This is a genomic window from Actinomyces israelii DSM 43320, assembly GCF_000711965.1.
Taxonomy (GTDB): Bacteria; Actinomycetota; Actinomycetes; order Actinomycetales; family Actinomycetaceae; genus Actinomyces; species Actinomyces israelii.
The window spans coordinates 1-20,662 of sequence record NZ_JONS01000040.1; the positions used below are offsets into that span (position 1 = coordinate 1).

The 20,662-nt window shown below is 72.2% G+C and carries 16 protein-coding genes and 1 pseudogene; 7 read left to right on the top strand and 10 right to left on the bottom strand.

What is annotated here, in order from left to right; translation table 11 throughout:
- Nucleotides 1-160: 160 nt before the first annotated feature.
- Nucleotides 161-286: a hypothetical protein gene (locus tag O145_RS19635; protein ID WP_267489936.1), complete on the top strand. Its 126-nt coding sequence runs from the start codon at nt 161-163 to the stop codon at nt 284-286.
- Between the two features lie 22 nt (nt 287-308).
- Here the strand turns inward: O145_RS19635 and O145_RS12110 are convergent, their stop codons facing one another.
- On the bottom strand, nt 309-884 hold the full coding sequence (locus O145_RS12110; RefSeq protein ID WP_043563372.1) for an ankyrin repeat domain-containing protein: 576 nt from the start codon (nt 882-884) through the stop codon (nt 309-311).
- A gap of 563 nt (nt 885-1,447) precedes the next feature.
- On the opposite strand from O145_RS12110, the gene O145_RS12115 reads away from it, so the two are divergent.
- Complete coding sequence (locus O145_RS12115) at nt 1,448-2,419, top strand: alpha/beta hydrolase family protein (protein WP_043563373.1); 972 nt, start codon at nt 1,448-1,450, stop codon at nt 2,417-2,419.
- A 271-nt stretch (nt 2,420-2,690) separates the two neighbouring features.
- Here the strand turns inward: O145_RS12115 and O145_RS12120 are convergent, their stop codons facing one another.
- From O145_RS12120 to O145_RS12140, 5 genes are all read right to left on the bottom strand, one after another.
- Nucleotides 2,691-4,184 (bottom strand): CoA-acylating methylmalonate-semialdehyde dehydrogenase, encoded by a 1,494-nt coding sequence (locus tag O145_RS12120; RefSeq protein WP_043563374.1) that lies wholly within the window; start codon nt 4,182-4,184, stop codon nt 2,691-2,693.
- 694 nt (nt 4,185-4,878) lie between these two features.
- Nucleotides 4,879-6,201: an AI-2E family transporter gene (locus tag O145_RS12125; RefSeq protein ID WP_084682587.1), complete on the bottom strand. Its 1,323-nt coding sequence runs from the start codon at nt 6,199-6,201 to the stop codon at nt 4,879-4,881.
- Nucleotides 6,202-6,365: 164 nt separating this feature from the next.
- Entirely contained in the window at nt 6,366-6,836 is a 471-nt protein-coding gene (locus tag O145_RS12130; RefSeq protein WP_043563376.1) for a response regulator, read from the bottom strand.
- Nucleotides 6,833-8,854, bottom strand: coding sequence for an ATP-binding protein (locus O145_RS12135; protein WP_052375095.1), 2,022 nt, complete (start codon nt 8,852-8,854; stop codon nt 6,833-6,835). Before O145_RS12135 ends, O145_RS12130 begins: the two co-directional genes overlap by 4 nt.
- Complete coding sequence (locus tag O145_RS12140) at nt 8,854-10,320, bottom strand: SLC13 family permease (RefSeq protein WP_043563395.1); 1,467 nt, start codon at nt 10,318-10,320, stop codon at nt 8,854-8,856. The genes O145_RS12135 and O145_RS12140 overlap by 1 nt, the downstream gene beginning before the upstream one ends.
- A 302-nt stretch (nt 10,321-10,622) precedes the next feature.
- Here O145_RS12140 and O145_RS12145 point away from each other — a divergent pair, with 302 nt between their 5' ends.
- Nucleotides 10,623-11,693 carry a LacI family DNA-binding transcriptional regulator gene (locus tag O145_RS12145; protein WP_043563377.1) on the top strand — a complete coding sequence of 357 codons (1,071 nt, stop codon included), beginning with the start codon at nt 10,623-10,625 and terminating at the stop codon, nt 11,691-11,693.
- A gap of 339 nt (nt 11,694-12,032) precedes the next feature.
- On the opposite strand, the gene O145_RS12155 is transcribed toward O145_RS12145, so the two are convergent.
- The 3 genes from O145_RS12155 to O145_RS12165 form a co-directional block, all read right to left on the bottom strand.
- Nucleotides 12,033-13,400 (bottom strand): MFS transporter, encoded by a 1,368-nt coding sequence (locus O145_RS12155; RefSeq protein WP_084682588.1) that lies wholly within the window; start codon nt 13,398-13,400, stop codon nt 12,033-12,035.
- 148 nt (nt 13,401-13,548) lie between these two features.
- Nucleotides 13,549-14,442, bottom strand: coding sequence for a phosphoinositide-specific phospholipase C-related protein (locus O145_RS12160; RefSeq protein ID WP_052375096.1), 894 nt, complete (start codon nt 14,440-14,442; stop codon nt 13,549-13,551).
- Between the two features lie 188 nt (nt 14,443-14,630).
- Nucleotides 14,631-15,464 (bottom strand): alpha/beta fold hydrolase, encoded by an 834-nt coding sequence (locus O145_RS12165; protein ID WP_043563399.1) that lies wholly within the window; start codon nt 15,462-15,464, stop codon nt 14,631-14,633.
- 190 nt (nt 15,465-15,654) lie between these two features.
- Here O145_RS12165 and O145_RS12170 point away from each other — a divergent pair.
- The 3 genes and pseudogenes from O145_RS12170 to O145_RS12180 form a co-directional block, all read left to right on the top strand.
- Nucleotides 15,655-16,131, top strand: a pseudogene (locus O145_RS12170) (S-ribosylhomocysteine lyase); the annotation flags it as partial.
- A gap of 116 nt (nt 16,132-16,247) precedes the next feature.
- Nucleotides 16,248-17,201: an AlbA family DNA-binding domain-containing protein gene (locus O145_RS12175; protein ID WP_052375097.1), complete on the top strand. Its 954-nt coding sequence runs from the start codon at nt 16,248-16,250 to the stop codon at nt 17,199-17,201.
- A 523-nt stretch (nt 17,202-17,724) separates the two neighbouring features.
- The gene (locus O145_RS12180; protein WP_084682590.1) at nt 17,725-18,597 is read left to right on the top strand and encodes a hypothetical protein; all 873 of its coding nucleotides are present in this window, start codon (nt 17,725-17,727) and stop codon (nt 18,595-18,597) included.
- 180 nt (nt 18,598-18,777) lie between these two features.
- Here the strand turns inward: O145_RS12180 and O145_RS12185 are convergent, their stop codons facing one another.
- On the bottom strand, nt 18,778-19,386 hold the full coding sequence (locus O145_RS12185; RefSeq protein WP_043563384.1) for a DUF1269 domain-containing protein: 609 nt from the start codon (nt 19,384-19,386) through the stop codon (nt 18,778-18,780).
- Nucleotides 19,387-19,669: 283 nt separating this feature from the next.
- Here O145_RS12185 and O145_RS12190 point away from each other — a divergent pair, with 283 nt between their 5' ends.
- Nucleotides 19,670-20,599, top strand: coding sequence for an alpha/beta fold hydrolase (locus O145_RS12190; protein WP_052375099.1), 930 nt, complete (start codon nt 19,670-19,672; stop codon nt 20,597-20,599).
- The last annotated feature ends 63 nt before the right edge of the window (nt 20,600-20,662 follow it).

Genomic DNA, 20,662 nt, shown 5'->3' on the forward strand with positions numbered 1-20,662 from the left:
AACTCGCGCGAGAGGGGCCCGCCCTCGCGCAAGACACGCACCCACAGCCGCGAACCAGGGCCGCGAGCCTGCTGACCGGGCACCGAACATCGAACATCACGGCCGCACCGTCGGCCGGCGCGCATCTGCCCCCGGGTGCGAAAAAGTCGGCCGAGGGGCGGTGACGGCCTTCTCCGTTCTCGACGACGTCAACGACTACGAGGTCGAGCCGAGTGCCGTCATCCACCAGACCCGCGAGCCCTACTCCGTGACCGCGGGCGCAAACGGTCCCGGTGTGGGGATTTAGCCGACATAACCGGTATGACGGCTCAGCGGATCAGCGTGTAGCCGCCCATGTCCAGCGGCGGGTCGTAGGCGGCGTGCCAGCCGATGAGGGCACGGTCGAAGGAGTCGGCGTAGTAGCACCGCCCGGCCAGGATGACGGCCCGCCCGCCGCCGTAGGCGATAACCATGTCCTCGCGCGCGGTGCACTCGCGCGCCTCGCCCCACAGGTGGCTGCTCGGCAGGAGCGCGGGGTCCTCGGGGGCCGCCCAGATCGAATCGGCGCCCTCGACCGCGTGCTCCAGCAGGTCCGCAATGCAGGCGTGCCCGCGCCGCCGGGCGGCCTGGGCGGAGGTGGCGCCGTCCGCCCCGACGGCGGTGGTCGAGGCGCCGACGACGATGAGCATCCGGATCGCCGGCTCCTGCCCGAAGTGACCGGCCTGGTGGAGGAAGGTCCACAGCGAGCCCGGCCTGCGGTAGCGGGAGCAGGCGACGAGCAGCGCCCGGTCCCGGAGCCAGGAATCGACGATGGCGTCCCAGGAGCCGCGGCGGGCCAGGGCGTAGGCGTTCTCGACGGCGGGGGTCGGCGCCCTGCGGCCAGCGGGATGGTTCGAGGCGCTCATCGTCCGCGATTGTCCGGAACCTGCGGCTGGGGCGCAAAGGCCGTCTCCGGATGGTCGATCCCAACGGGACGCGGGCCGGGCGGCGCGGCGAGCCCCAACGTCAACGGAGGTTCGTCGCGTGAACGTGCCTTTCTCCCGTCCTTCTGGGGGTAGACCTCAGAAGGACGGGAGAAAGGTACGTTGGTGTTGGGAAGGTACGTTGACGTTTAGGCTCGACACCGGTCCGCACGGCGCGGCGCCCGCTCCCGCAGACCGGAGCCGAACGCTCCGACGACCGACTCCGGGGCGGGAGAAGTGATCATCCCACGCACTTTTAAGCCGCTCGGCAGTCTCAGACACCGTGAGAATCGGCGAGTTTCCGCGGTTTGGCGGCGCGGACCGGACGACGCGGGAGGTTAAAAGTGCGTGGGATGATCATTTTTCGAGGCACAGCGGCACCCCGGCCGGGGCCCAGACCAGTCGACGCCGCTCTGCACTCGGCCAAGACGTTCGAGGGGAGACCGTAAGGGGCTGTAGGGTGCGCGGAGCACGGCTCCTGCCCCGGAGCCGGGAAAGGAGAGAGCTTGACCGGACCGAGACCCAGATCAGGACTCAGCCGCAGAGCCGTCGTCGGAGCCCTGGGGATTGCCGGAGCGGGGGTGGTCCTGAGCGCCGCCTGCGGGACCGGCACCTCCGGCCACGAGTCCGCTCCCGCCGAGCTTACGGCCAGCGGGACCGCCCAGGCCTCCGCCGCGCCCGACGTCGTCGATCTGGCCAGCCTGCCGTCCTACGACTACGAGGTGCGCGACCTGAGCGTGACCAGCCAGGGGGAGAACATGGCGGGGCGCCTCTACGTGCCCGCCGCCGAGGGCCCGGTCCCGCTGGTCGTCTGCTCCCACGGACTCCTCGGCTCCGTCGGCGACCTCGACCCCACGGCCCGGGCCCTTGCCGGGGTGGGGCTGGCCTCCTACTGCGTCGCCTTCCGCGGTGGCGGCCCGGAGGCCGGGGACCCCACGCGCATGTCGGTCATGACCGAGGTCGACGACCTGGAGGCCGTCCTGGCCGCCGCACGGTCCAGCGCCGGCGGCTGGGAGGCCATCGATCCCCGGCGGATCGTCCTGCACGGCGTCAGCCAGGGCGGCGCGGTCAGCACCATCACCGCCGCCCGCCACCCGCAGGAGGTCGCTGGGCTGGCCCTGTGGTACCCGGCCTTCTCCATCACCGACGACCTCCATCAGGCCTTCGGCTCCCTGGACAAGGTCCCCGAGACACTCACGGCCGGGCAGTACAGCCTGGGGCGCGTCTACGTCGAGGACATGTGGGACTACGACGTCTACGCCGACATGCCCCGCTACACCTCGCCGGTCCTCATCGTCCACGGCACCGCCGACGCCACCTCGCCCATCAGCTACTCCGAGCGGGCGGTGCAGACCTTCCCCGACGCCGAACTCGTCACCATCGACGGCGCCGGCCACGGCTTCTCCGGGTCGGCCTGGGATCGGGCCATGGGGAGCACGGCCGCCTACCTGCAGCGGATCGGCGTGCTCGGCGGCTGAGCTCTCAGTGACCGGGGTCCCGACGGCGAGTGCCGAGGGGCGGACGGCGGCGCGCGGCAGGTACCGACGGCGGGGAGCCGCCCGGTACCCGCCGGACGGCTCCCAGGGCGTGCGACTCGGCGCCCTCTGGCGTTGATAGAGCTGCGAGGGCCCAGATCAACGGCAAAGAGATCTCCAATACCGTCCGCCAGATCTAGCTCTTTGCGCGCCCGTCGCCCCTCGACGCGGCGCCGCCCGGACCGCTCATGCGCGGGCGCTCACCCGCCCCCGCTCACTCCTCGCGCTGGAAGGACATGGTGGCGGCGTAGGTCTTCTCCGAGGGCCAGCGGCTGGTGACCGCCTTGGCCCGGGTGTAGAACTTGACGCCCTCGGGGCCGTGGATGTGGGTGTCGCCCAGGAGCGACTCCTTCCACCCGCCGAAGGAGTAGTAGGCCACCGGCGTCGGGATGGGCACGTTGATGCCCACCATGCCGGCCTCGACGTCGAGCTCGAAGCGCCGCGCGACCCCGCCGTCGTTGGTGAAGATGGCCGAGCCGTTGCCGAACGGCGAGGAGTTGACCTGGGCGATGGCCTCCTCGTAGGTGTCGGCGTGCACGATCGCCAGCACCGGCCCGAAGACCTCCTCGGTGTACAGGGAGGACTCCAGCGGCACGTTGTCCACGATCGTGGGGCCGAGGAAGTGCCCGTTCTCGTGGCCGGGGATCACCAGGGGGCGCCCGTCCAGGACGACCTCGGCACCCTTGGCCTCGGCGTCGTCGATGAGCCCGGTGATGAACTCCTTGGACTTGGCGTCGATGACGGGCCCCATCTCCACGCCCTCGTCCATGCCATAGCCGACCTTGATCCTCTCGGCGTGGGCCTTGACGCGGCGCGCCAGGTCCGGGCCGCAGCCGCCGACGGCGACCACCACGGGCAGGGCCATGCAGCGCTCGCCGGCCGCGCCGAAGGCGGCGGCGGAGATGTGCTGGGCGGCGAAGTCCAGGTCGGAGTCGGGCATGACGATGGCGTGGTTGTTGGCCCCGCCGAGCGCCTGGACCCGCTTGCCGTGGGAGACGCCGGTGTTCTGGACGATGTGCGCCACCGGGGTGGAGCCCACGAAGGAGATGGCGTCAATGCCGGGGTGCTCGAGCACCTTGGTGACCATCTTGCGGTTGCCGGCCACGACGTTGAAGACGCCGTCGGGCAGCCCGGCCTCCTTGTAGAGCTCGGCGGTCAGCAGGCCCGCCGACGGCGTCATGGACGCGGGCTTGAGGATGAACGCGTTGCCGGTGGCGATGGCGATGGGGTGCATCCACATGGGCACCATGGCAGGGAAGTTGAAGGGGCAGATGCCGGCGACGACGCCGACCGGCTGGCGCAGGGTATGGATGTCCACGCCCGTGGAGATGTTGAAGGAGTACTCGCCCTTGAGGGCCAGGTTGATCGCGGTGGCGAAGTCGAGGGTCTCGCGGCCGCGCTGGATCTCGCCGACGGCGTCGGAGTAGTTCTTGCCGTGCTCGGCCACGATCATGCGGGCCATCTCGTCCTGGTGGTCCAGCACCAGCTGGCGCATGCGGAACATGATCGCGGTGCGCTTGGCCAGCGACACCTTGGCCCATTCCCTCTGAGCGCGGCGGGCCACCTCGATGGCGTGGTCGAGGTCGGCGTCGGAGGCCTGCAGGAGCTCCCCCTCGATCTCCCCCGTGCCCGGGTTCTCCACCGGGAAGCGCCCGATGGGGGTGCCCTCGTAGTACTGGCCGTCGATCCAGTGCCGAATCGTCTTCATTCGCCTCTCCTCACACCGCTCGGGTGTTTCTGCGTGTCTTCATCGACCGCCGCGCGCGGGGATGCGCCCGCGGCCCATGGTGAGCATATGGCGTTTCTGCCACTTTGTCAGCACATAGTGACGAAGGTCCGCTGGGAGGTCGCACAGTGGGACGATGTCGGCTCCGCACGCCCGCCCTCGGGCTCCGTACGCCCGCCCTCGGGCTCCGCACGCCCGCCGTCAGGCTCCGCACGCCCGCCCTCGGGCTCCGCATGTCGCCGGCAGACGTCCTCGGGCCCCTCCCGGCCTCATGCCCACCCTCGAACTTCGTACACGCCGCCCGGTCGCACCGGCCGCGAGCGGAAGGTACGTTCACGTTCCGGCCCAAGGCCGGTCCGCAGAGCCAGGCGGCGCCCCTGCAGGGCCGGAGCCGAACACCTCGACGACCGGCTCTAGAAAGAAAAGGTGGCTCCCACGCACTTTTAAGGCGCTTGCCGCCCCCGAACGCAGAGAGAATCGGCATGATTCCGCGGTTTCATGACGCAGGCAGAGCGGTACCGGCAGGTAAAAGTGCGTGGGAGCCACCTTTTTCCACCAGTCTCCACCAGGGCCGGCCTCCAGGAGACCGCGGGGAGCCGACTGGGCGCTCCTGTCCGGCCCCGTGATCCGATCTCGACGCGGAATACGACTGATCTCGGCGAGGGGGACCACCCGCTCAGGCCGGCTCGTCGCCGGCCCTCCCACCGCCGGCCCTCCCGGTCTCGCCGGAGTCCCTGCCGCCTTTGATGACGGGTCGGTCGTGCTGCGGGTCCTCCTCGCCGATGCCGTCGCCGTCCAGGTCGAGCGTCTCGACCGTGCGGGGATCGAGCTCGTCGGGCCGCAGCACCGGGTTGTCGCCGGCCGACAGGAAGATGCCCACCCAGCGCGAGCGGCTGTCGGAGTCGATGAGCACGCACTTGACGAAGAGCGTGAGCGGCACGGCGAGGATCGTGCCGAGCGCCCCGATGACCTGGCTCCAGAACAGCAGGGACAGGAAGGTCGTCGTCGTGTTGAGGCCGACGGCGTCCCCGGTGAACTTCGGCTGGATAAGACTCTGGATGACGAAGTTGAGCACCGCGTACGCCACCAGCACCCACAGCGCCGTCCACGGCCCGGAGTCCACCAGCGCCAGCAGGGCCGGTGGAATGACACCGAGGAAGAAGCCGATATTGGGGATGTAGTTCGTGATGAAGGACAGCACGCCCCAGGTCACCGCCATCGGCACCCCGAGGAACCCCAGGGCGATGACGTCGAAGACCGCGACAATCAGGCCGAAGACGGTCGACACCAGCCAGTAGGAGCGCACCGCCCCGGCGAAGTCCGCGAGCGCACGGGCGATTCCGGGCTTGAGGACCGTCAGCGCCTGAGCCCGCACCTCGATACGGGACATGTCGAACATGAGGAAGAGGACCGTCAGCCCCATAATGCTCAGAATCGAGCCGAAGCTCGTGATCTGCGCGAGGAGCCCCTGGGCCACCGTGACGACCTTGTTGGTGTCCATGGACCGCGAGACCTGGTCGAGCAGCGCGGACTGATCTACGCCGAATCGCGCCAGCAGGTCCTGGATACTCCCCCAGATCGCCTGGAACTTGGCCGTGTAGGCGGGCAGGGTGTCGACGAGCTGGACAATGGCCACGCCCAGCGCCGCGAACATCATGGCCACGAAGGCGTAGATGATAATGATCGCGCAGATGGCGGACACGGAGCGGGGCACGTGATGGCGGCTGGCCCAGCTCACCAGGGGCCGCACGGTGATGACGAGCGTGAGGGCGAAGAAGGCCGGGCCGACCAGGGCCTGTGCGAAGTAGATCCCGGCGCAGCTCACGGCCAGGGCGGCGACAGTGATCGCGATGGCCTCGCCCTGGAGCCGATCCTCGGAAGCGGCCTGGCTCCCGGTCGCCGGCGTCGCCCGTCCTCCGATCGCGGGCGCGGCCCGCTCCCCGGCGGAGGCGACCTTGTTTCCAGCGGTGGGCGCAGGGGTAGCAGGGGTAGCAGTCATACGCGCATCCTTTCACGGTCGCTCCCCTCAATGTCTCAGGAGATCGCGAACCGCTCACCCGGGCCGGGGCCGGCCGCGGGCGCGCCGGGCCTCGGGAGGCCCCCTGCGAGACCGCCCCGTGAAGAAGCTGAGATCCGGGGGCACTGGGCCCGCGGCCGCGCCGCTCAGCGCAGCGCCTCCATGGCCCGCGCGCCGTCCAGGGCCCGCAGGTGCGGCAGCGGGTCGAGCCCGGTGTCGAGCACGAAGTCGGTCAGCTGGGCGCGCACGGTGGCCTGCAGGTGCGCGGGGTCCCAGGGCTTGGCGATGTAGTGGTCGAGGCCGGCCTCGTTGACGGCGCGAATCGTGTCGTCCTGGTCGGCCTGCCCGGTGACCAGGACCTTGCGGGCGGCGGCGGTGCGCTCGTCGTCGGTCATGGCCACGAGCATGTCGACGCCGCTGCGGCCAGGCAGGCGGTGGTCGGCCAGGACCAGGGCCACCAGGTCGCCGTCGGCGTCCGCCTCATCGACCACCTCCCACGCGTCCTCGACGTCCTCGGCGGGCTCGATGCGCACGACGCCGTCGAAGGGGGCGAGGTCGCCGACGACGGCGTCGCGGACCTCGGGCTCGTCCTCGACGACGAGGATGACCAGCTTCATGGTGCCTCCTGGGTGTGGTCGGTGGGCAGGGTGACGCGCACGAGCGTGCGTCCGGGCCGGGACTCGACGACGATGGTGCCGCCGTGGGCGTCCACGACGGACTTGGCCAGGCCCATACCCAGGCCCAGGCCGAAGCGGACCTGGCCGTGCTTGGTGGTGAAGCGCGGCTCGAAGATACGCGGCAGGACCTCGGGCGCGATGCCCGGCCCATTGTCCTCGACCTCGACGCGCACGGCGCCGGGCTCCTGCGCGACCCGCAGAATGAGGCGGCCCGCACCCGCCTCACGGCCGGCTCCGGCAACCCCCTCGCCCCGGACGGCAAGGGCGGCCAGGGCGTCGGCGGCGTTGGTCAGCAGGTTGGTCCACACCTGGGCGAGCTCGCCGGGGTGCGCGGGCACGACCGGGGCCGGGTCCGCCTCGCCGGGGTACTCCCGCTCGATCTGGACGCCGTGCAGACGGTGCGCGGTCAGGCGCAGCGCGTCCTCAAGGACCTCGCGCACATCGACGTCCTGGAACGCCTCCCCCTGGGGACGCACGTAGGTCGACAGGCTGGCCACCAGGCCGCTGATGCGCCCGGTCGCCACACGCATATTGCGCTCGGCCCGCCCGATCGACGCGGCGGCCTCCAGGGTGGCCAGGCGCTCGGGGTCGGCGGCCAGGGCCCTGATATCGGCCGGCTCCCTGCCGGCGGCCAGGCCCGCAGCGACGATCCTGCGGGACAGCTCGCGGTCGCCCAGGACCCGCTCCAGGGCGCGGCGCTCGCCCCGCTCGGCGCGCGTGGAGGCGGGCGGCCGGGTGCGCGCCGCCTCGGCGGTGCGCGCAATGGCCTCGCCCTCGGGGTGCGAGGCCAGGACGGAGTCGAGGCCCGTCTCCAGGTGCGCGCCGGCCCGCTCGAGGGCCGCGACGGGGTTGTTGAGCTCGTGGGCGATCCCCGCGGCCAGCTCGCCGAGCGTGGCGAAGCGCTCCTGGGCGAGCAGCTCCATGCGGGCCTGCTCGAGCGCGGCCAGCGCCTCGGTCGCCTGGGCCTTCTCGGCGGCGACGGCGGCCGCCAGCTCGATCTTCTCGACCTGCAGGATCTCCGAGCGCGACAGGCGCTTGGTCAGCGACCCGATGAGCAGAGCCGCCAGGGCCTGCTCGGTGGCGGGGTTCTCCCGCAGCGCCCGGTCGAGCTGCTCGATGGACAGCAGGATGAGCTCGACGTCGGTGGTGGTCGTGGAGGTGACGTAGGCCAGGCCCTGGCCGGCCAGGGAGACCAGCCCGATAATGCGTCCGGTGGTGGCGTGGTGGAGGGTGACCTCGCCGACGCGCGTGTGGCGGGTCAGCGCCACCGCCCCCGACACCACGATGTAGACGCCGTCGACGACCTGCCCCTGGTGGGTCAGCCGCACCCCGGGCGGCAGCCGCAGGCGCGGCCGGGGCCCCAGGACCGTCTCGCAGGCGGCGATGAGCTCGGCGGTCAGCGCGTCCGTCCCGTGGGCGAGGGCCTCCAGCAGGGGCGAGCGGGCGGACTCCGCAGTATCGACGTCGGTGGCCAGCAGGGCGCGGCGGGAGTCGTCGGGCAGGTGGTCGCGCAGCCAGCGGCCGGTCTGGGCGGCGGCGCGGTGGGCGATGGCGCCCGGCGTCCAGGGCACCGCGACGACCTCGCGGACCAGGTCCTCGTCGATGGCGCGCCCCAGGTCGTGCAGCTCGGTGCGCTCGGTCAGCAGGACCAGGCGCGCCGCGGCCAGGGCCGGGTGGTGGTCGACGGCGGCGGCGACGTCGTCGAGGCTGCCGACCTCATCGGTGGCGATGATCAGGGGCACCGTCGCAGCGGGGGCGTCCGTCTCGCTGCGCCGGGCCCAGGCGAACAGCTCGGCCAGGGAACGGGTGCGCATGACTCGGGCGACGCAGCCCACCGCGGACTCGACCTCGTGCGCCGCCTGGGAGCCGAGCGAGGCCGGGGAGACGACGGCGACGACGAGCGGGGGCGCGCCCGGCGGGGCGGGCGCATCCGGTGCACCGGGCGGGGCGGCGGCCATCAGATCAGCCCCAGCGCGGACCACAGCGACGGCATGAGGAGGACGAGGAGCGCCGCGCCCGCCACTCCGACGACGACGCCGACCCTGACCATGTCCGCCGTCGTCACCTCGCCGGTGGCGTAGGCGATGGCGTTGGGCGGCGTCGAGATGGGCAGGCTCATGCCCAGCGAGCAGGCCAGCGCCAGCACGACCGCGATGGTCACCGGCTCCAGGCCGTCGATGCCGGTCGCCAGGCCCATGGCCAGCGGGATGAGGAGGTTGGAGGCCGCCGAGTGGCTGATGACGTTGGACATGGCCAGCCCCAGCATCCCCATGACGACGACGACGGCGAAGGCCGGCATGGCGTCCCACCCGAACAGCCCGAGGATCCAGGCGTCCAGGCCGGTGGCGGCCACGCCGTCACCCAGCGCGATGCCCCCGGCGACGAGCCACAGCACGGGCCAGGACAGGCGCCCCAGGTCCTCGGCGCCCATGACCTGGGTCACCAGCAGCGCCGCGACCGCCAGGAACCCGACGACGTTCGCGCTCACGCCGTGGAGGGACTCGGTCATCCACGCCAGGATCGTGGCGGCGGCGATGACGTAGAAGGTGACGGCCCTGCGGTCGGTGTGCCACTGGGCCCGCATGTCCAGCTCCACCGTCAGCCCGCCGGGCAGGAGCAGGGCGCAGATGAGCAGCCAGGCGCCCACGAGGATTAGGACCATGAGCGGCACCGCCATGATCATCCAGTCCAGGAAGCTGATGCGGTAGCCGGCCTCCTCCAGCGCCCCCAGGGCGATGGCGTTGGGGGGCGTGCCCACGGGCGTGCCGATGCCGCCGACGTTGGCCGCCACCGGGATCGACAGGGCCAGCCCGGCGCGCGCCCTGCCGGCGGGCAGGGCGCCCAGGATCGGGATGATGACGGCGAACATGGTGGCGGTGGTGGCCGTGTTGGACATGAACATGCTCAGCATGGCGGTGATGACCATGAGACCCAGGACGGTCGTGCGCGCCGAGCCGGTGAAGGGCCTGATGAGGACCGCGGCGAGGTTCTTGTCCAGGCGGTACTTCTCTGCGCCGTCGGCGATGAGGAACCCGCCCAGGAACAGGATGATGACCGGGTTGGCCAGGGCGCCCAGGAAGGTGGAGTACTTGGTGGCGTCCCCGGGCACGGGCAGGAGCGCCTGGTTGGAGATCAGCAGGATCTCCAGGGCGATCACCAGCACGGCGGTGGCCACCAGCGGGATCGCCTCGGTGACCCACAGGACGATCGCCAGCCCGAAGACGGCGAGCATGCGCTCGCCCATGTCCTCCAGGCTGGGGACGTCCACGAGGAGAGGGATGAGGAACACGACGGCGCCCAGGACCAGGCCGACTGCCTGCCTGCGGGTCAGAGCGGGCCCGCGCCCGGAGCGGTCGGCGGAGCGCCCGACGGCGGGACGGGGGCGGCGCAGCGACGGCGTCGGCACGGGCTCCTCCTTGAGCATCGGGCCCGGCACGCCGATGGTGCCGGACAAGAGCTGGCAGCCCGGCGCCTTTGCCGAGCCGGGCTCAGCCTACAGGATTTCGCCCCGGCGGCCGGGAGTTCCGGCCACCGCTCCCCTCCTTGTCGTCGAGATCGGTCGAGTTCCGCACCGAGATCGGTTCGCTTCCGCCTCGAGATCGGTCCCCGCGGCGGCCGGGGAACTACCATCGGAGACGGCGGCCCGCCCGCCGCCGCGAGCACTCGGAAGGCGGCGGGCGGGCCGCCCGCACACCAGGCAGGACGACGACGCACCGGGAGGCGCCGATGGGCGGGGCACGGGTGACGCTGCGCGACATCGCACAGGCGCTGGGGGTGTCGACGAGCACGGTCTCGCTGGCCCTGCGCGACAGCCCGAGGATCAGCACCCCCGTCCGCGAGCAGGTCAAGACCGAGGCCGAGCGCATGGGCTACAGCACCGACCTGGCGGGCACCCTGCTGAGAACCTCGCGTCCCAGGATCATCGGGCTCCTGTGCCGCCTGGACCAGGACCTGCACTTCACCTACCACGAGCACATCCTCGCCGCGGCCGCCGCCCGCGGCTATCGCACGGTGGTCGCGGGCATCTCCAGGAGCACCTCGACCGCGGAGGCCCTCGTGTCCCTCCGCGAGCTGCGCTGCCAGGCCCTCATCGCCATCGACCCGGGCTCCCTGGGCGGCCTCGACCCCCGCAGGACGGCCGTCCCGACGGTGGCCATCGGCCAGGAGCGCCCCTTCGCCTCCTGCGACCTGGTGACCAGCAACAACCTCGGGGGCACCGCCGAGATCACCGCCCACCTGATCGCCGTCGGGCACCGGGAGGTGGTCTACCTCGAGGGCCCCGCGGGGGCATCCGCCGACATAAGACGGCGCACCCTGCTGGAGACGGCCCAGGGGACCTCCCTGTCGGTGCGGACCGTGCCCGGCGGAGCAACTGTTGACGCCGGTTTCGCCTCGGCCCTGGCCCTCGTCGAACGCGGCGAGCTCGTCGGCGCCGTCGAGGCGGGCACGGCCGCCGGGTCCCGGGGGGCGGGTGGGGACGATGACGGCCCGCGACAGGCGACGGCGGTCCTGTGCTACAACGACCAGTGCGCGCAGGGCGCCCTCCTCGCCCTGGCCCGGCGGGGCCTGTCAGTGCCCGACGACGTCTCCGTGGTCGGCTTCGACAACACCCGCGGAGCGGCCTCCCGGGCCTTCGACCTGACCTCCGTGGACCGCGACCCCGCCGCGGTCGCGGCGCTGGCGGTGGACATGGCGATCTCCCGGTGCGAGGGCGGGGACGGCCCGCCCCGCAGCGAGTCGGTACGCACCCGGATGGTGGCCCGCTCCTCCTCCGGCCCCGCACCGGGCACGCGGTAGCGGCCGGCCCGGCCGGACCGCACCAGCGTGCGACCAGGTGCTGACGGGCGGGATGGGACCCCGCGCCCAGCCGGACCGCGCCCTCGTCGGCGGACCCGTGCTCGCCTGCGGCGGGACCCGGCCGCGCCCGGCCGCGCCCGGCCGCACTGTGCGGGCCCGCGGCGGCCCCGCACGCGCTCACGCGTTCCGGACCCCGCCCCGGACCGTCCGAAGCGGGGGTGCCGAGACCTCGCGCGCTCACGCGCTCTCCAGGCGCCCGGCACCGCCGTCGTCGCACCCCTCAGCAGGGATGCGTCACCCGGCGGGCGGCCCGCGGATCCCCTCACCGGCCAGGCCTCGTCATGAGGCGCCGATCTCCTCCCGCTCGGCGCCCTGCCGGGCGGCGCGCGCGTCCCAGCGCCTCCTGAGCACCAGGGCGAAGACGACGCCGAGCACGGCGTAGGCGCCCAAGATCATGAAGACGATGTTGTAGCCCCGCACGATGTCGCCGGCGGCCTCGTTGCGGTCGATGATCGAGCCGAACCAGTAGGTCCCGTACAGGGCGGGGGTGTAGCCGATCGTGGTCGCGGCGGACATGGCTGAGGCGCGCACGCGGGTGGGGATCCCGGCCTCGCCGATCGGCGAGTAGTAGATGCCGCGGATCATGTAGCAGCAGAACGCGGCTGTGAAGATGACGGCGAAGGCGGGGACCAGCAGGCCGAGATTGGTGGGGGTGGGCGAGCTCGGCTTCGGCAGGACCACCTCGAGGAACAGCATGGCCGCCATAATGGCGAACAGGATCCAGAACAGGTGGGCGCTGGAGCGGAAACGGCGGTCGGCGAGCTGGCCGGCCGCGCCCGGGGCGACAATGCGGGCCGCGGAGATGATCAGGCCCATGGAGCCGGCCACGACGGCGGGCAGGCCGTAGACGTCGACGAGGTAGGTGTTCAGAAGCGTGGCGCACATGACGAACACGCCGTAGGCGCAGGAGGCCGCCAGGCCGGTGATCCACACGTCGGGGATCCTCAGGGCGCTCAGGAGGTCCTTGACGGTGAAGGACTCCTGCTTGTCGCCCGCGGTGCGGGCCCTGATGCGGGCGGACCGGGGGAAGGCGAAGAAGACGAGCAGGGCGGACAGCAGGGTGATGCCGGCGGAGATGATCATCGTCCAGCGCATGGCGGCGACCTCGTGGCCCGCCATGGCGCCGCCCATCCACTGGAAGATGGCCAGGGACAGGGCGCCCTCGATGAAGGTGATAATGCCGCGCCCCATCTCGAACAACCCGAAGACGGCCGCCTGGTGGGTGTCGTCGGTGGTCATGGAGATGGCCTTGAAGTTGGTCGTCTTGTAGATCGCCTCGGTGAACACCAGCATGAGGCCGTACCCGCCGACGACGATCCAGAACCCGGATGGCGAGACCGGAACCATGAGGGCCAGGGCGATGGCGACCGCCCCGGAGACCACCGAGCTGACGATCATGACGTGGTGGGTCTTGAACCTGTCCCCGGCCCAGCCCAGCGGGATGGTCAGGAACAGCATGATGAAGCCCTGGAGGCCGGCGATGACGCCCAGCTGGGACTTGTCAATGCCGAAGGCCGCCATGAGCGGCGTCGTCAGCGACGTCCGCAGGTTCCAGAACATGTAGATGAGCTCGGCGTTCGCGGTGATGAACACGAACCGCAGCAGGGAGGCACGGGTGAAGCCGTACCGATTCATGAATGCACTCATGAGTGTCCTTTGAATGTCATGTGAATGTCGTGCGTCCGGCCCGCGGCCGGGCGCCGCCCCTCCCGCTCCTTTGCGGGAGGGCTGTCGGCGGTTGCGGTCGGTGGCTAGTCGGTGGCTAGTCGGCGGTTAGTCAGTGATCAGTCGGCGGTTATTGGGGGTGGTTGCCGAAGCGGTTGAGGGCGATGGTCCTGGCCGCCAGGTCGGCGGTGACGAAGTCGTAGATGAGGACCCCGGGGATCGGCCTCTGGGGGCGCGCGCCCCAGGAGCCGAGCACGCCGGCCACCCGCGGGTTGAGGGCGTGCGCCCACCGGAGCGGGTTGCCGGGCGCCCCGTTGGTCGCGCTGACGTGGTTGAGCCTGAGCCGGTGGTCCCGCTCGTCGACGGGCCTGATGAGCGCAGTGATCGCCTCGAGCTTGTCCTCGACCGCGGGCCCGTCCCACATGTCCTGCAGCTCGATCGCCGGGTTGTCGTGCCAGCGATAGGCCCACCTGACGCCGTCCACCGCGCTCGCGTCGAACTCCGCCGGGTTGCACTCCAGGGCCACGATCCCGCCGCGGACCCGCCCCAGGGTCGGCCAGCGGACGGGGTCGTCGGGGAGGTGGAAGAGGTCGCGGTACTCGCGGACCGCGCCCGCCAGGGCCTCGGTGTACTCGGGGAAGTCGTCCTTGTCCTCGTTGGCGTTCTGGAGCCTCATAAGGACCGTCTCGCCGGGGTGCGCCTCCAGGAAGTCGGCGACTGCACCCAGGACGTCGTCGATGTCGTATCCGGTCGGGGAGTAGCGGTGGGCGATCGTCCCGTCCCGCCGCAGCCGGATGTCGACGAAGCGCACACCGCAGTCCAGCTGCTCGACCAGGGACAGGCTCTGAGTCGTGGTGTAGCCGTCACAGCGGTGGGTCATGGTGTCGTGCGTCCCGGGCACCGCGAGGCGGTCGAGAGCGACCTCGTCGTCGATCCGGGACATCCAGTCGGTCGGCGCGCCGCCCACCGGGACTTCCCCGGCCCGCTCCGCGCCGCTCGCGCCATCGGCTTCCCTGTCCTTCATTGCCAAAGCGACCTCCTTGTCGTGGAAACGAGCGGCGGAGATGGGGTGGCCTCCGCCCACGAACAAGATAATCACTGAATTCAATCGATTGCACAAGACAGAGAGCAGAGTCTTCGACATGACGTAGATCACATCAATTTGAGGGTGCGGGGAGCCGGTCCGCCGCTCCGGCGCGGCCCCGGGCGGCGTCAGGAGAACCGGCTCGCCAGCCAGGGGTCGACGGCGTCGTAGAAGCCCTCGGGGCGGGTGCGCCGCACGTTGTGGGCGCCCCCCGGCACGAGCGCCGTCGTCACGAGCGGGTTCGCGAGCCGCTCGACGACCTCCAGCCCCTCGCGCCCCACCCGCGCCGCGCCGGGCCGGTCCCCGGTGACCAGGAGCGCGGGGACCGCGAGCGCCGCCATCGCCTCGACCCACTCGGTCTCCGGGGCGACGACGCCGGTGCGCAGCAGCGCGGGATCCGTGCGCCGGCTCGCCCACACCCCCGCCACGGCCTCGCAGTCGGGCACCTCGGGGTCGGCCAGGGCGCGCGCCACGGCGGCCGCCGGGTCGGCGACCTCGGCCGCGCGGGCGCGCTCGCGCCCGGCGCCGCGGGCGAGCAGCTCGGCCGGGCTGCGCGAGCCGAAGCGGGCTGGGTCGTGCAGGACGACGCCGGTGACCAGCTCGGGGCGGCGCCCGCCCACGACCATGGCGGTGGCGGCCCCCATGGAGTGGCCGACGACGACGGGCGGGGGCGCGGCGGGCAGCCCCAGGGCGCGCCGGCCGCGGGCCTGGACGTCCAGGTCCTCCAGGACGGCGACGGCGTCGTCGACGAGGACCTCGCCGGCGCGCTCCAGCTCGGCGGGCTCCCAGCGCGGGGACAGGCCGTGGCCGCGGGCGTCGGCGGCGACCACCCGGTAGCCCAGGGCCCGCCAGTGGTCGATGGCGTCGGTCTGGGAGACGGCCGAGGCGGTGATTCCGTGCAGGAGCACCAGGGTGGGGGCGTCGTCGGGCCCGACGACAATGCGTGCGAGAGGATGGCTCATGCCCCCCATTGTCCCCCTGTCCCCCGACGGCGGGGCTCCAGGTCGACGAGGCTGCCCCGCCCACAGGATTCTCCGGGGTGCGGACCTCGCGCAGCGGCGCCCGCCCGCGCAGCGGCCCCGCCCGGGCGGATGCGGCGCTTACTCGCACGGTCCCCTCCACGGGGCTCCGCTGCGCGGATAGCCTGGGGTCATGAGCGAGTACACGCAGACCTCGGGACCGCGCATGAACGTCGAGTCCTTCAACCTCGACCACACGCGGGTGGTCGCACCCTTCGTGCGGATCGCGGACCGCAAGCGCCTGCCGGGCGGCGACGAGCTGGTCAAGTACGACGTGCGCTTCACCCAGCCCAACCGCGAGCACCTGGAGATGAGGGCGGTGCACTCCATCGAGCACCTGACCGCCGAGCTCATGCGCAACCACACCGACCGGCTCATCGACTGGGGGCCGATGGGCTGCCAGACCGGCTTCTACGCCCTGACCCTGGGCCTGGAGCCGGCCGAGTTCCTGCCGCTGCTGGAGGCGACCTTCCGCGACATCCTGGAGGCCACCGAGGTGCCCGCCGCCAACGAGGTGCAGTGCGGCTGGGGTGCGAACCACTCCCTGGAGGCGGCGCAGGAGGCCGTGCGCGGCTTCCTCGCGGCGCGCCCGCAGTGGGAGGTCGTCGTCCCCGCGGCGGCGGGCCCTGCCGCTCCGGCCCCCGCCGGGGTTGCGGATTCGGACGCCCCCGCCAAGCCCGGGACCGCTGCCGCGACCCCCGCCGCCTCCGAGCAGAGCGCCGACGCGTGACGCCCCTGGAGTCGACCACCCACGACGTCATCGTCGTCCCGCAGAGCCCGATCCTGCTGCTGACCGTCCTCCTGCAGCCGGGGATGATGCTGCTGGCCTACCTCGTGGGCAGCCTCACCCGCCGCATCCTGCGCCGCCGGGGCACGAGCCTGTCCTCCTCCGCGGCCACGCTCACGGCCCTGCTGGGCCTGTGGGGCGGCCTGGCGCTGGGGGCCTGGTTCCTCGAGGAGGACTACCTGTGGGCGCCGCGCCTGCTGGTGTGCGCCGTCGCCACCGCCGTCGGGGTCATTGTGCTGACCTCCGCCGCGGCCGCATGGCTGCAGCACGAGCCCGAGCTCGAGCCGATCGCCGACGTCGCGCGCCACGGCGAGTCCGAGCGCCTGGAGTTCAAGTCCTCCGCGCGCGTCAACCTGCGCACCGGCAAGCGCGACGACGCCATGGAGACCGTCGCCGCCAAGACGGTGGCGGCCTTCCTGAACTCCCGCGGCGGCACGCTGCTGCTCGGCGTTGACGATGACGGCCGACTCATCGGCCTGGGTCCGGACTACACGACCCTGCGCCACGAGAACGCCGACCGCTACGAGCTCTTCCTGCGCGACCTGTGGCGCGTCCGCCTGGGGGCGAATGCCGCGACTCTGCCGCGCCTGGACTTCGCCCCCGCCGATAACGGCGATGGCGCCGAGGTCTGCCGGGTCACCGTGCCGCCCTCGCCGGTGCCCGTCTACCTGTCCGGCCCCAAGGGCCGGGGCGGGCGAGAGCTGTGGGTGCGGGCGGGCAACTCCACCCAGCGCCTCGAGGTCGATGACGCCATCACCTACGTGGCCCAGCGCTGGCCGCACGCGGTGCGCCCCTCCTGGCGCAGCCGGATCGGCGCCTACCTGCTCTACCACCGCCGCCCTGCCGGGGCGCCGGCCGATGGCGGCCAGACTCCCGGCGGCCTCGTCGGCTAGGACGTGTCCTGCGGGTCATCGGAGCCAGAGCCGTACGGCAGGCCGAAGGCCGGTCCCGTCGAGATCGGTGAAGGGGCGGGCGGCGCACCGTGCTGACCGGCGCGTCCCGTCAGGCGGCGCACCCTGCCGAGCGCTTGACCGGACCCCGCATGCACCCGGCAGTCCCATCGAGCGCCTTTGCGCTCAAAAAGGTGGCTCCTACGCACTTTTACGGTGCACGGCACCGTCGCTGGTTGCGAAGTTTGGCGTAATTCCGCGGTTCTGCAGCAGGCGGAGATGAGACACGAACGTTAAAAGTGCGTAGGAGCCACCTTTTTCGACGCGGAAACACAGCCGGAAGCGCCCGAACGCACCTGTGCAGACGTCTGTGACGCCTCGGACCCCTCAGACGGGCAGCTGCGGGCCCCGCAGACGGGTGCGGAAGCGCGCGTGGAGTCATGGGCGCCTGCCGGCGGCCGGCCACGTTATCCACAGGGTGGCGCAAACCTTGTCACCGGCGGCCCCGCCGGTCGATGCTCGTTTCATGCGGTACACCGAACGGCGGGACGCCATGCTGCGAGCGCTGGCAGCCGCGCACGGGGCGGCCAAACAGCGATTCCTGGCCGCCTCAGAACACTGCCGTCGCACTCTGGGCCGCATGGTGGCCGACGGAATCGTCGTCCGCCACCCGCAGCACGTCATCGCCCTGCCGGGAACGGACCGGCCCACCATTATCGCCCGGCGCCTGGGCGGCCTCATCGCCTGCGCGCACGCAATGGAGCACTACGGCATCGCCCTTCAGGAGAGCCCCGGAAGCCAGCTCCACATTATCGCCCCCTACGACCAGCACCCCGTAGACGGCATCGGGCGCGTCATCATCCACAGGAACGCCGGCGCTCCCATCGACCCGCTGGGCTCGCCGTTCGCCGACCAGGAGACCTCCATCCTCACCTTCATGCGCTGCGCATCGGAGCTGGACGCGCTCATCGCCCTGGACTGCGCCCTGCGCGGCGGCCTGGTCACCCGCGCCCAGCTTCTCGCCAGACTGCGCGGGCCGAGGAACGGCCCCATGCGCGCGCTGCTCGCCCGCGCCGACCCGAAGGCGCGCTCCATCCTGGAGACTATCGCCCGATACGAGCTGGAGGAGGCCGGCGCTCCGCCGGAGGTCGCCGTTGAGACGCCCACCGGCGAGCTCGACCTCGTCCTGGGACAGCGTCTTGCGATCGAGACCGACGGTCACGCCTTCCACTCGTCCCTGGCCGACTGGACGCAGGACCGCCGCCGCGACCAGTGGCTCCTGCGGCACGGCATGACGCCGCTTCGCCTGACCGCCCAGCAGGTCCTGGCGCACCGGACGGTGGAGATCGTCCGTCCCATTGCCGGGCGCCTCGGCTGCTGGCCCGGGAGGGCGACATAAGACTCGCACGCGCTTTCTTCTCGTCGAGATCGGTAGATCTCCGCACCGGGATCGGTTCGCTTCCGGCTCGAGATCGGTTCGAGGCGCCCGCCCGGCCCGCGCCCCCGGAATCAACCATCTGCACCCTGAGGGCCCGCGGAAACTCGTCCGCGGGCCCTCAGCAGATAGCCGCTCTTACACTCACTTCTTGCGGTGGAGCTTCTCGCGCAGGGAGTCGACGCGATCCTCCCACTTCTGCTTGCGCTCCTGCCGGCGCTCCTGGTGCAGCACCCGGGCGGCCTCCCTGTCAGCGGCGATGGCGGCGGCCTCGGCGGCCTCCAGCTCGCCGAGGACCTGGTCGGCCTCGAGCCGCAGGACCTGGCCGCCCAGCGGGGAGACGACGCCGTCGAGCACCTCGGTGGCGTACTCCTCGACCTCGGCGAGGATGGCGGTGGTGCCCGCGGGCAGCCGTCTGCTGAGCTCGCCGATGGCGGTCTCGGAGCGATCCACGCGGTCGGCGTCGGCGAAACCGCCGATCAGGGAGCCGGCACCCCATCCCAGCAGCATGCCCAGTGGGCCCCCCAGAATGCCGACGGCCATGCCGATCAGGCCCCCGCCGACGGTCGCGCCCCCGATCACGGCATCCTCACCCTCGGCCAGGCGCAGGCTGCCGTCGGCGCCGCGCTCCCCGATGACGGCCGCGGCGATAGTGATCCGCCCCTCGGCGGCCGCCCCGCGCAGGACGCTCAGCGCCTTGTAGGCGTTTGCAGATTCCTCGAAGCCGACGATGACGAAATTGTGTGCAGTCATAAAACCGTCCCATCATGTCCTTACTGCGTACTGACGCCATAGCGGTAGGCGCCGCGGCTGACAGAGAACTGAATATATAAGCAGAAGTGTCCATGAGTGCGCTCCGAGGCCCCGGAGCAGCATGCGTCGCATTCGGACAGACCGGCCTTTCGGCGGGTAGGAGAAACCCCGGTCACGTCGCGCCCGCCGGACCCCTGGCGAGGGCCGGGCGGCCGCCCCCGGTCCCGCCGGGTGCGCTCGCCCGCTGGGCGGCCGCTCCTGCCGGCCCCGGTAAACTCCGGGCGTGACCGAGCCGACCGACTCTTCCGCGTCCGCCTCCGCCCCTGCTCCTCTCGCCCGCCGCCTGGCCGGCCCCCTGGTCGACGGCGCCGCCCCGGTCCTGGTCCTGTGCCACGGCATCGGCGACTCGGCGGCCTGCTGGGTCGAGGCCGTCGAGCGCTGGACGGCGGCCGGCTACCGTGTCGTGGCGCTCGACGCCCGCGGTCACGGTGATTCCCCGCGCTGGGACGACGCCGACCTCGCCTCCCAGGCGACCGCCGGTGCCCGCCTGGCCGCCGACCTGGAGGCCGCCCTGGCCGACCTGCGCGCCCGCGGCCTGAGGCTGTCGGCCGGGGCCGCCGACGCCGGGCCCCTGACCGCCCCGCTCATTGTCGTCGGGCACTCCATGGGCGGGGTGACCGCCCTGGACGTCGCCGCCCGCCGACCCGACCTGGTCGATGCCGTCGTCGCCGAGGACCCCGCCTTCGTCACCCCGGTCTGGCGCCGGATCCTGGCCCTGAGGGCCTCCGGCAAGGTCCAGGAGATGAGGGGCGTCGCCGCCGACCCCCAGGCGCGCCTCGCCCAGGAGGCAGCCGACCACCCCGCCTGGTCGCGCCGGGAGGTGCGCGCCTGCGTCGAGGCCTCCTGCGCGGTCGATCTGCGCTTTATCGCCTTGGGCTGCGTGGGGCCGCCCGCCCCCTGGCGGAGGGTTGTGGACTCGCTGGCCGTTCCGACCCTTATCGTCACCGGCACCGACAACGTGGTTCTGCGCGGGGACTACTACTTCGCCCTGACCCGCCGCGCGAACCCTCACGTGTCGACGGCGGTCATCGAGGGCGCGCCCCACAGCGTGCGACGGACCGTCCCCGAGCAGTTCCACGCGGTCGTCGACCCATGGATGACCCTCCGCGCCGCCCGCCCGGCGGCCCGCCGCCCGGGCTCCCGACGCGCGTGACCGGCGTCCCGGGCGAGCCGGACACGTCCCGGGCGTCCCGGACGCGGCCCGCCCAGGACGTCC

Bases quoted from the DNA above. Each gene is read 5' to 3' on its own strand.
- O145_RS12110 (WP_043563372.1), bottom strand. From the start codon at position 884: ATGAGCGCCTCGAACCATCCCGCTGGCCGCAGGGCGCCGACCCCCGCC.
- O145_RS12120 (WP_043563374.1), bottom strand. From the start codon at position 4,184: ATGAAGACGATTCGGCACTGGATCGACGGCCAGTACTACGAGGGCACC.
- O145_RS12125 (WP_084682587.1), bottom strand. From the start codon at position 6,201: ATGACTGCTACCCCTGCTACCCCTGCGCCCACCGCTGGAAACAAGGTC.
- O145_RS12130 (WP_043563376.1), bottom strand. From the start codon at position 6,836: ATGAAGCTGGTCATCCTCGTCGTCGAGGACGAGCCCGAGGTCCGCGAC.
- O145_RS12135 (WP_052375095.1), bottom strand. From the start codon at position 8,854: ATGGCCGCCGCCCCGCCCGGTGCACCGGATGCGCCCGCCCCGCCGGGC.
- O145_RS12140 (WP_043563395.1), bottom strand. From the start codon at position 10,320: ATGCTCAAGGAGGAGCCCGTGCCGACGCCGTCGCTGCGCCGCCCCCGT.
- O145_RS12145 (WP_043563377.1), top strand. From the start codon at position 10,623: ATGGGCGGGGCACGGGTGACGCTGCGCGACATCGCACAGGCGCTGGGG.
- O145_RS12155 (WP_084682588.1), bottom strand. From the start codon at position 13,400: ATGAGTGCATTCATGAATCGGTACGGCTTCACCCGTGCCTCCCTGCTG.
- O145_RS12160 (WP_052375096.1), bottom strand. From the start codon at position 14,442: ATGAAGGACAGGGAAGCCGATGGCGCGAGCGGCGCGGAGCGGGCCGGG.
- O145_RS12165 (WP_043563399.1), bottom strand. From the start codon at position 15,464: ATGAGCCATCCTCTCGCACGCATTGTCGTCGGGCCCGACGACGCCCCC.
- O145_RS12180 (WP_084682590.1), top strand. From the start codon at position 17,725: ATGCGGTACACCGAACGGCGGGACGCCATGCTGCGAGCGCTGGCAGCC.
- O145_RS12185 (WP_043563384.1), bottom strand. From the start codon at position 19,386: ATGACTGCACACAATTTCGTCATCGTCGGCTTCGAGGAATCTGCAAAC.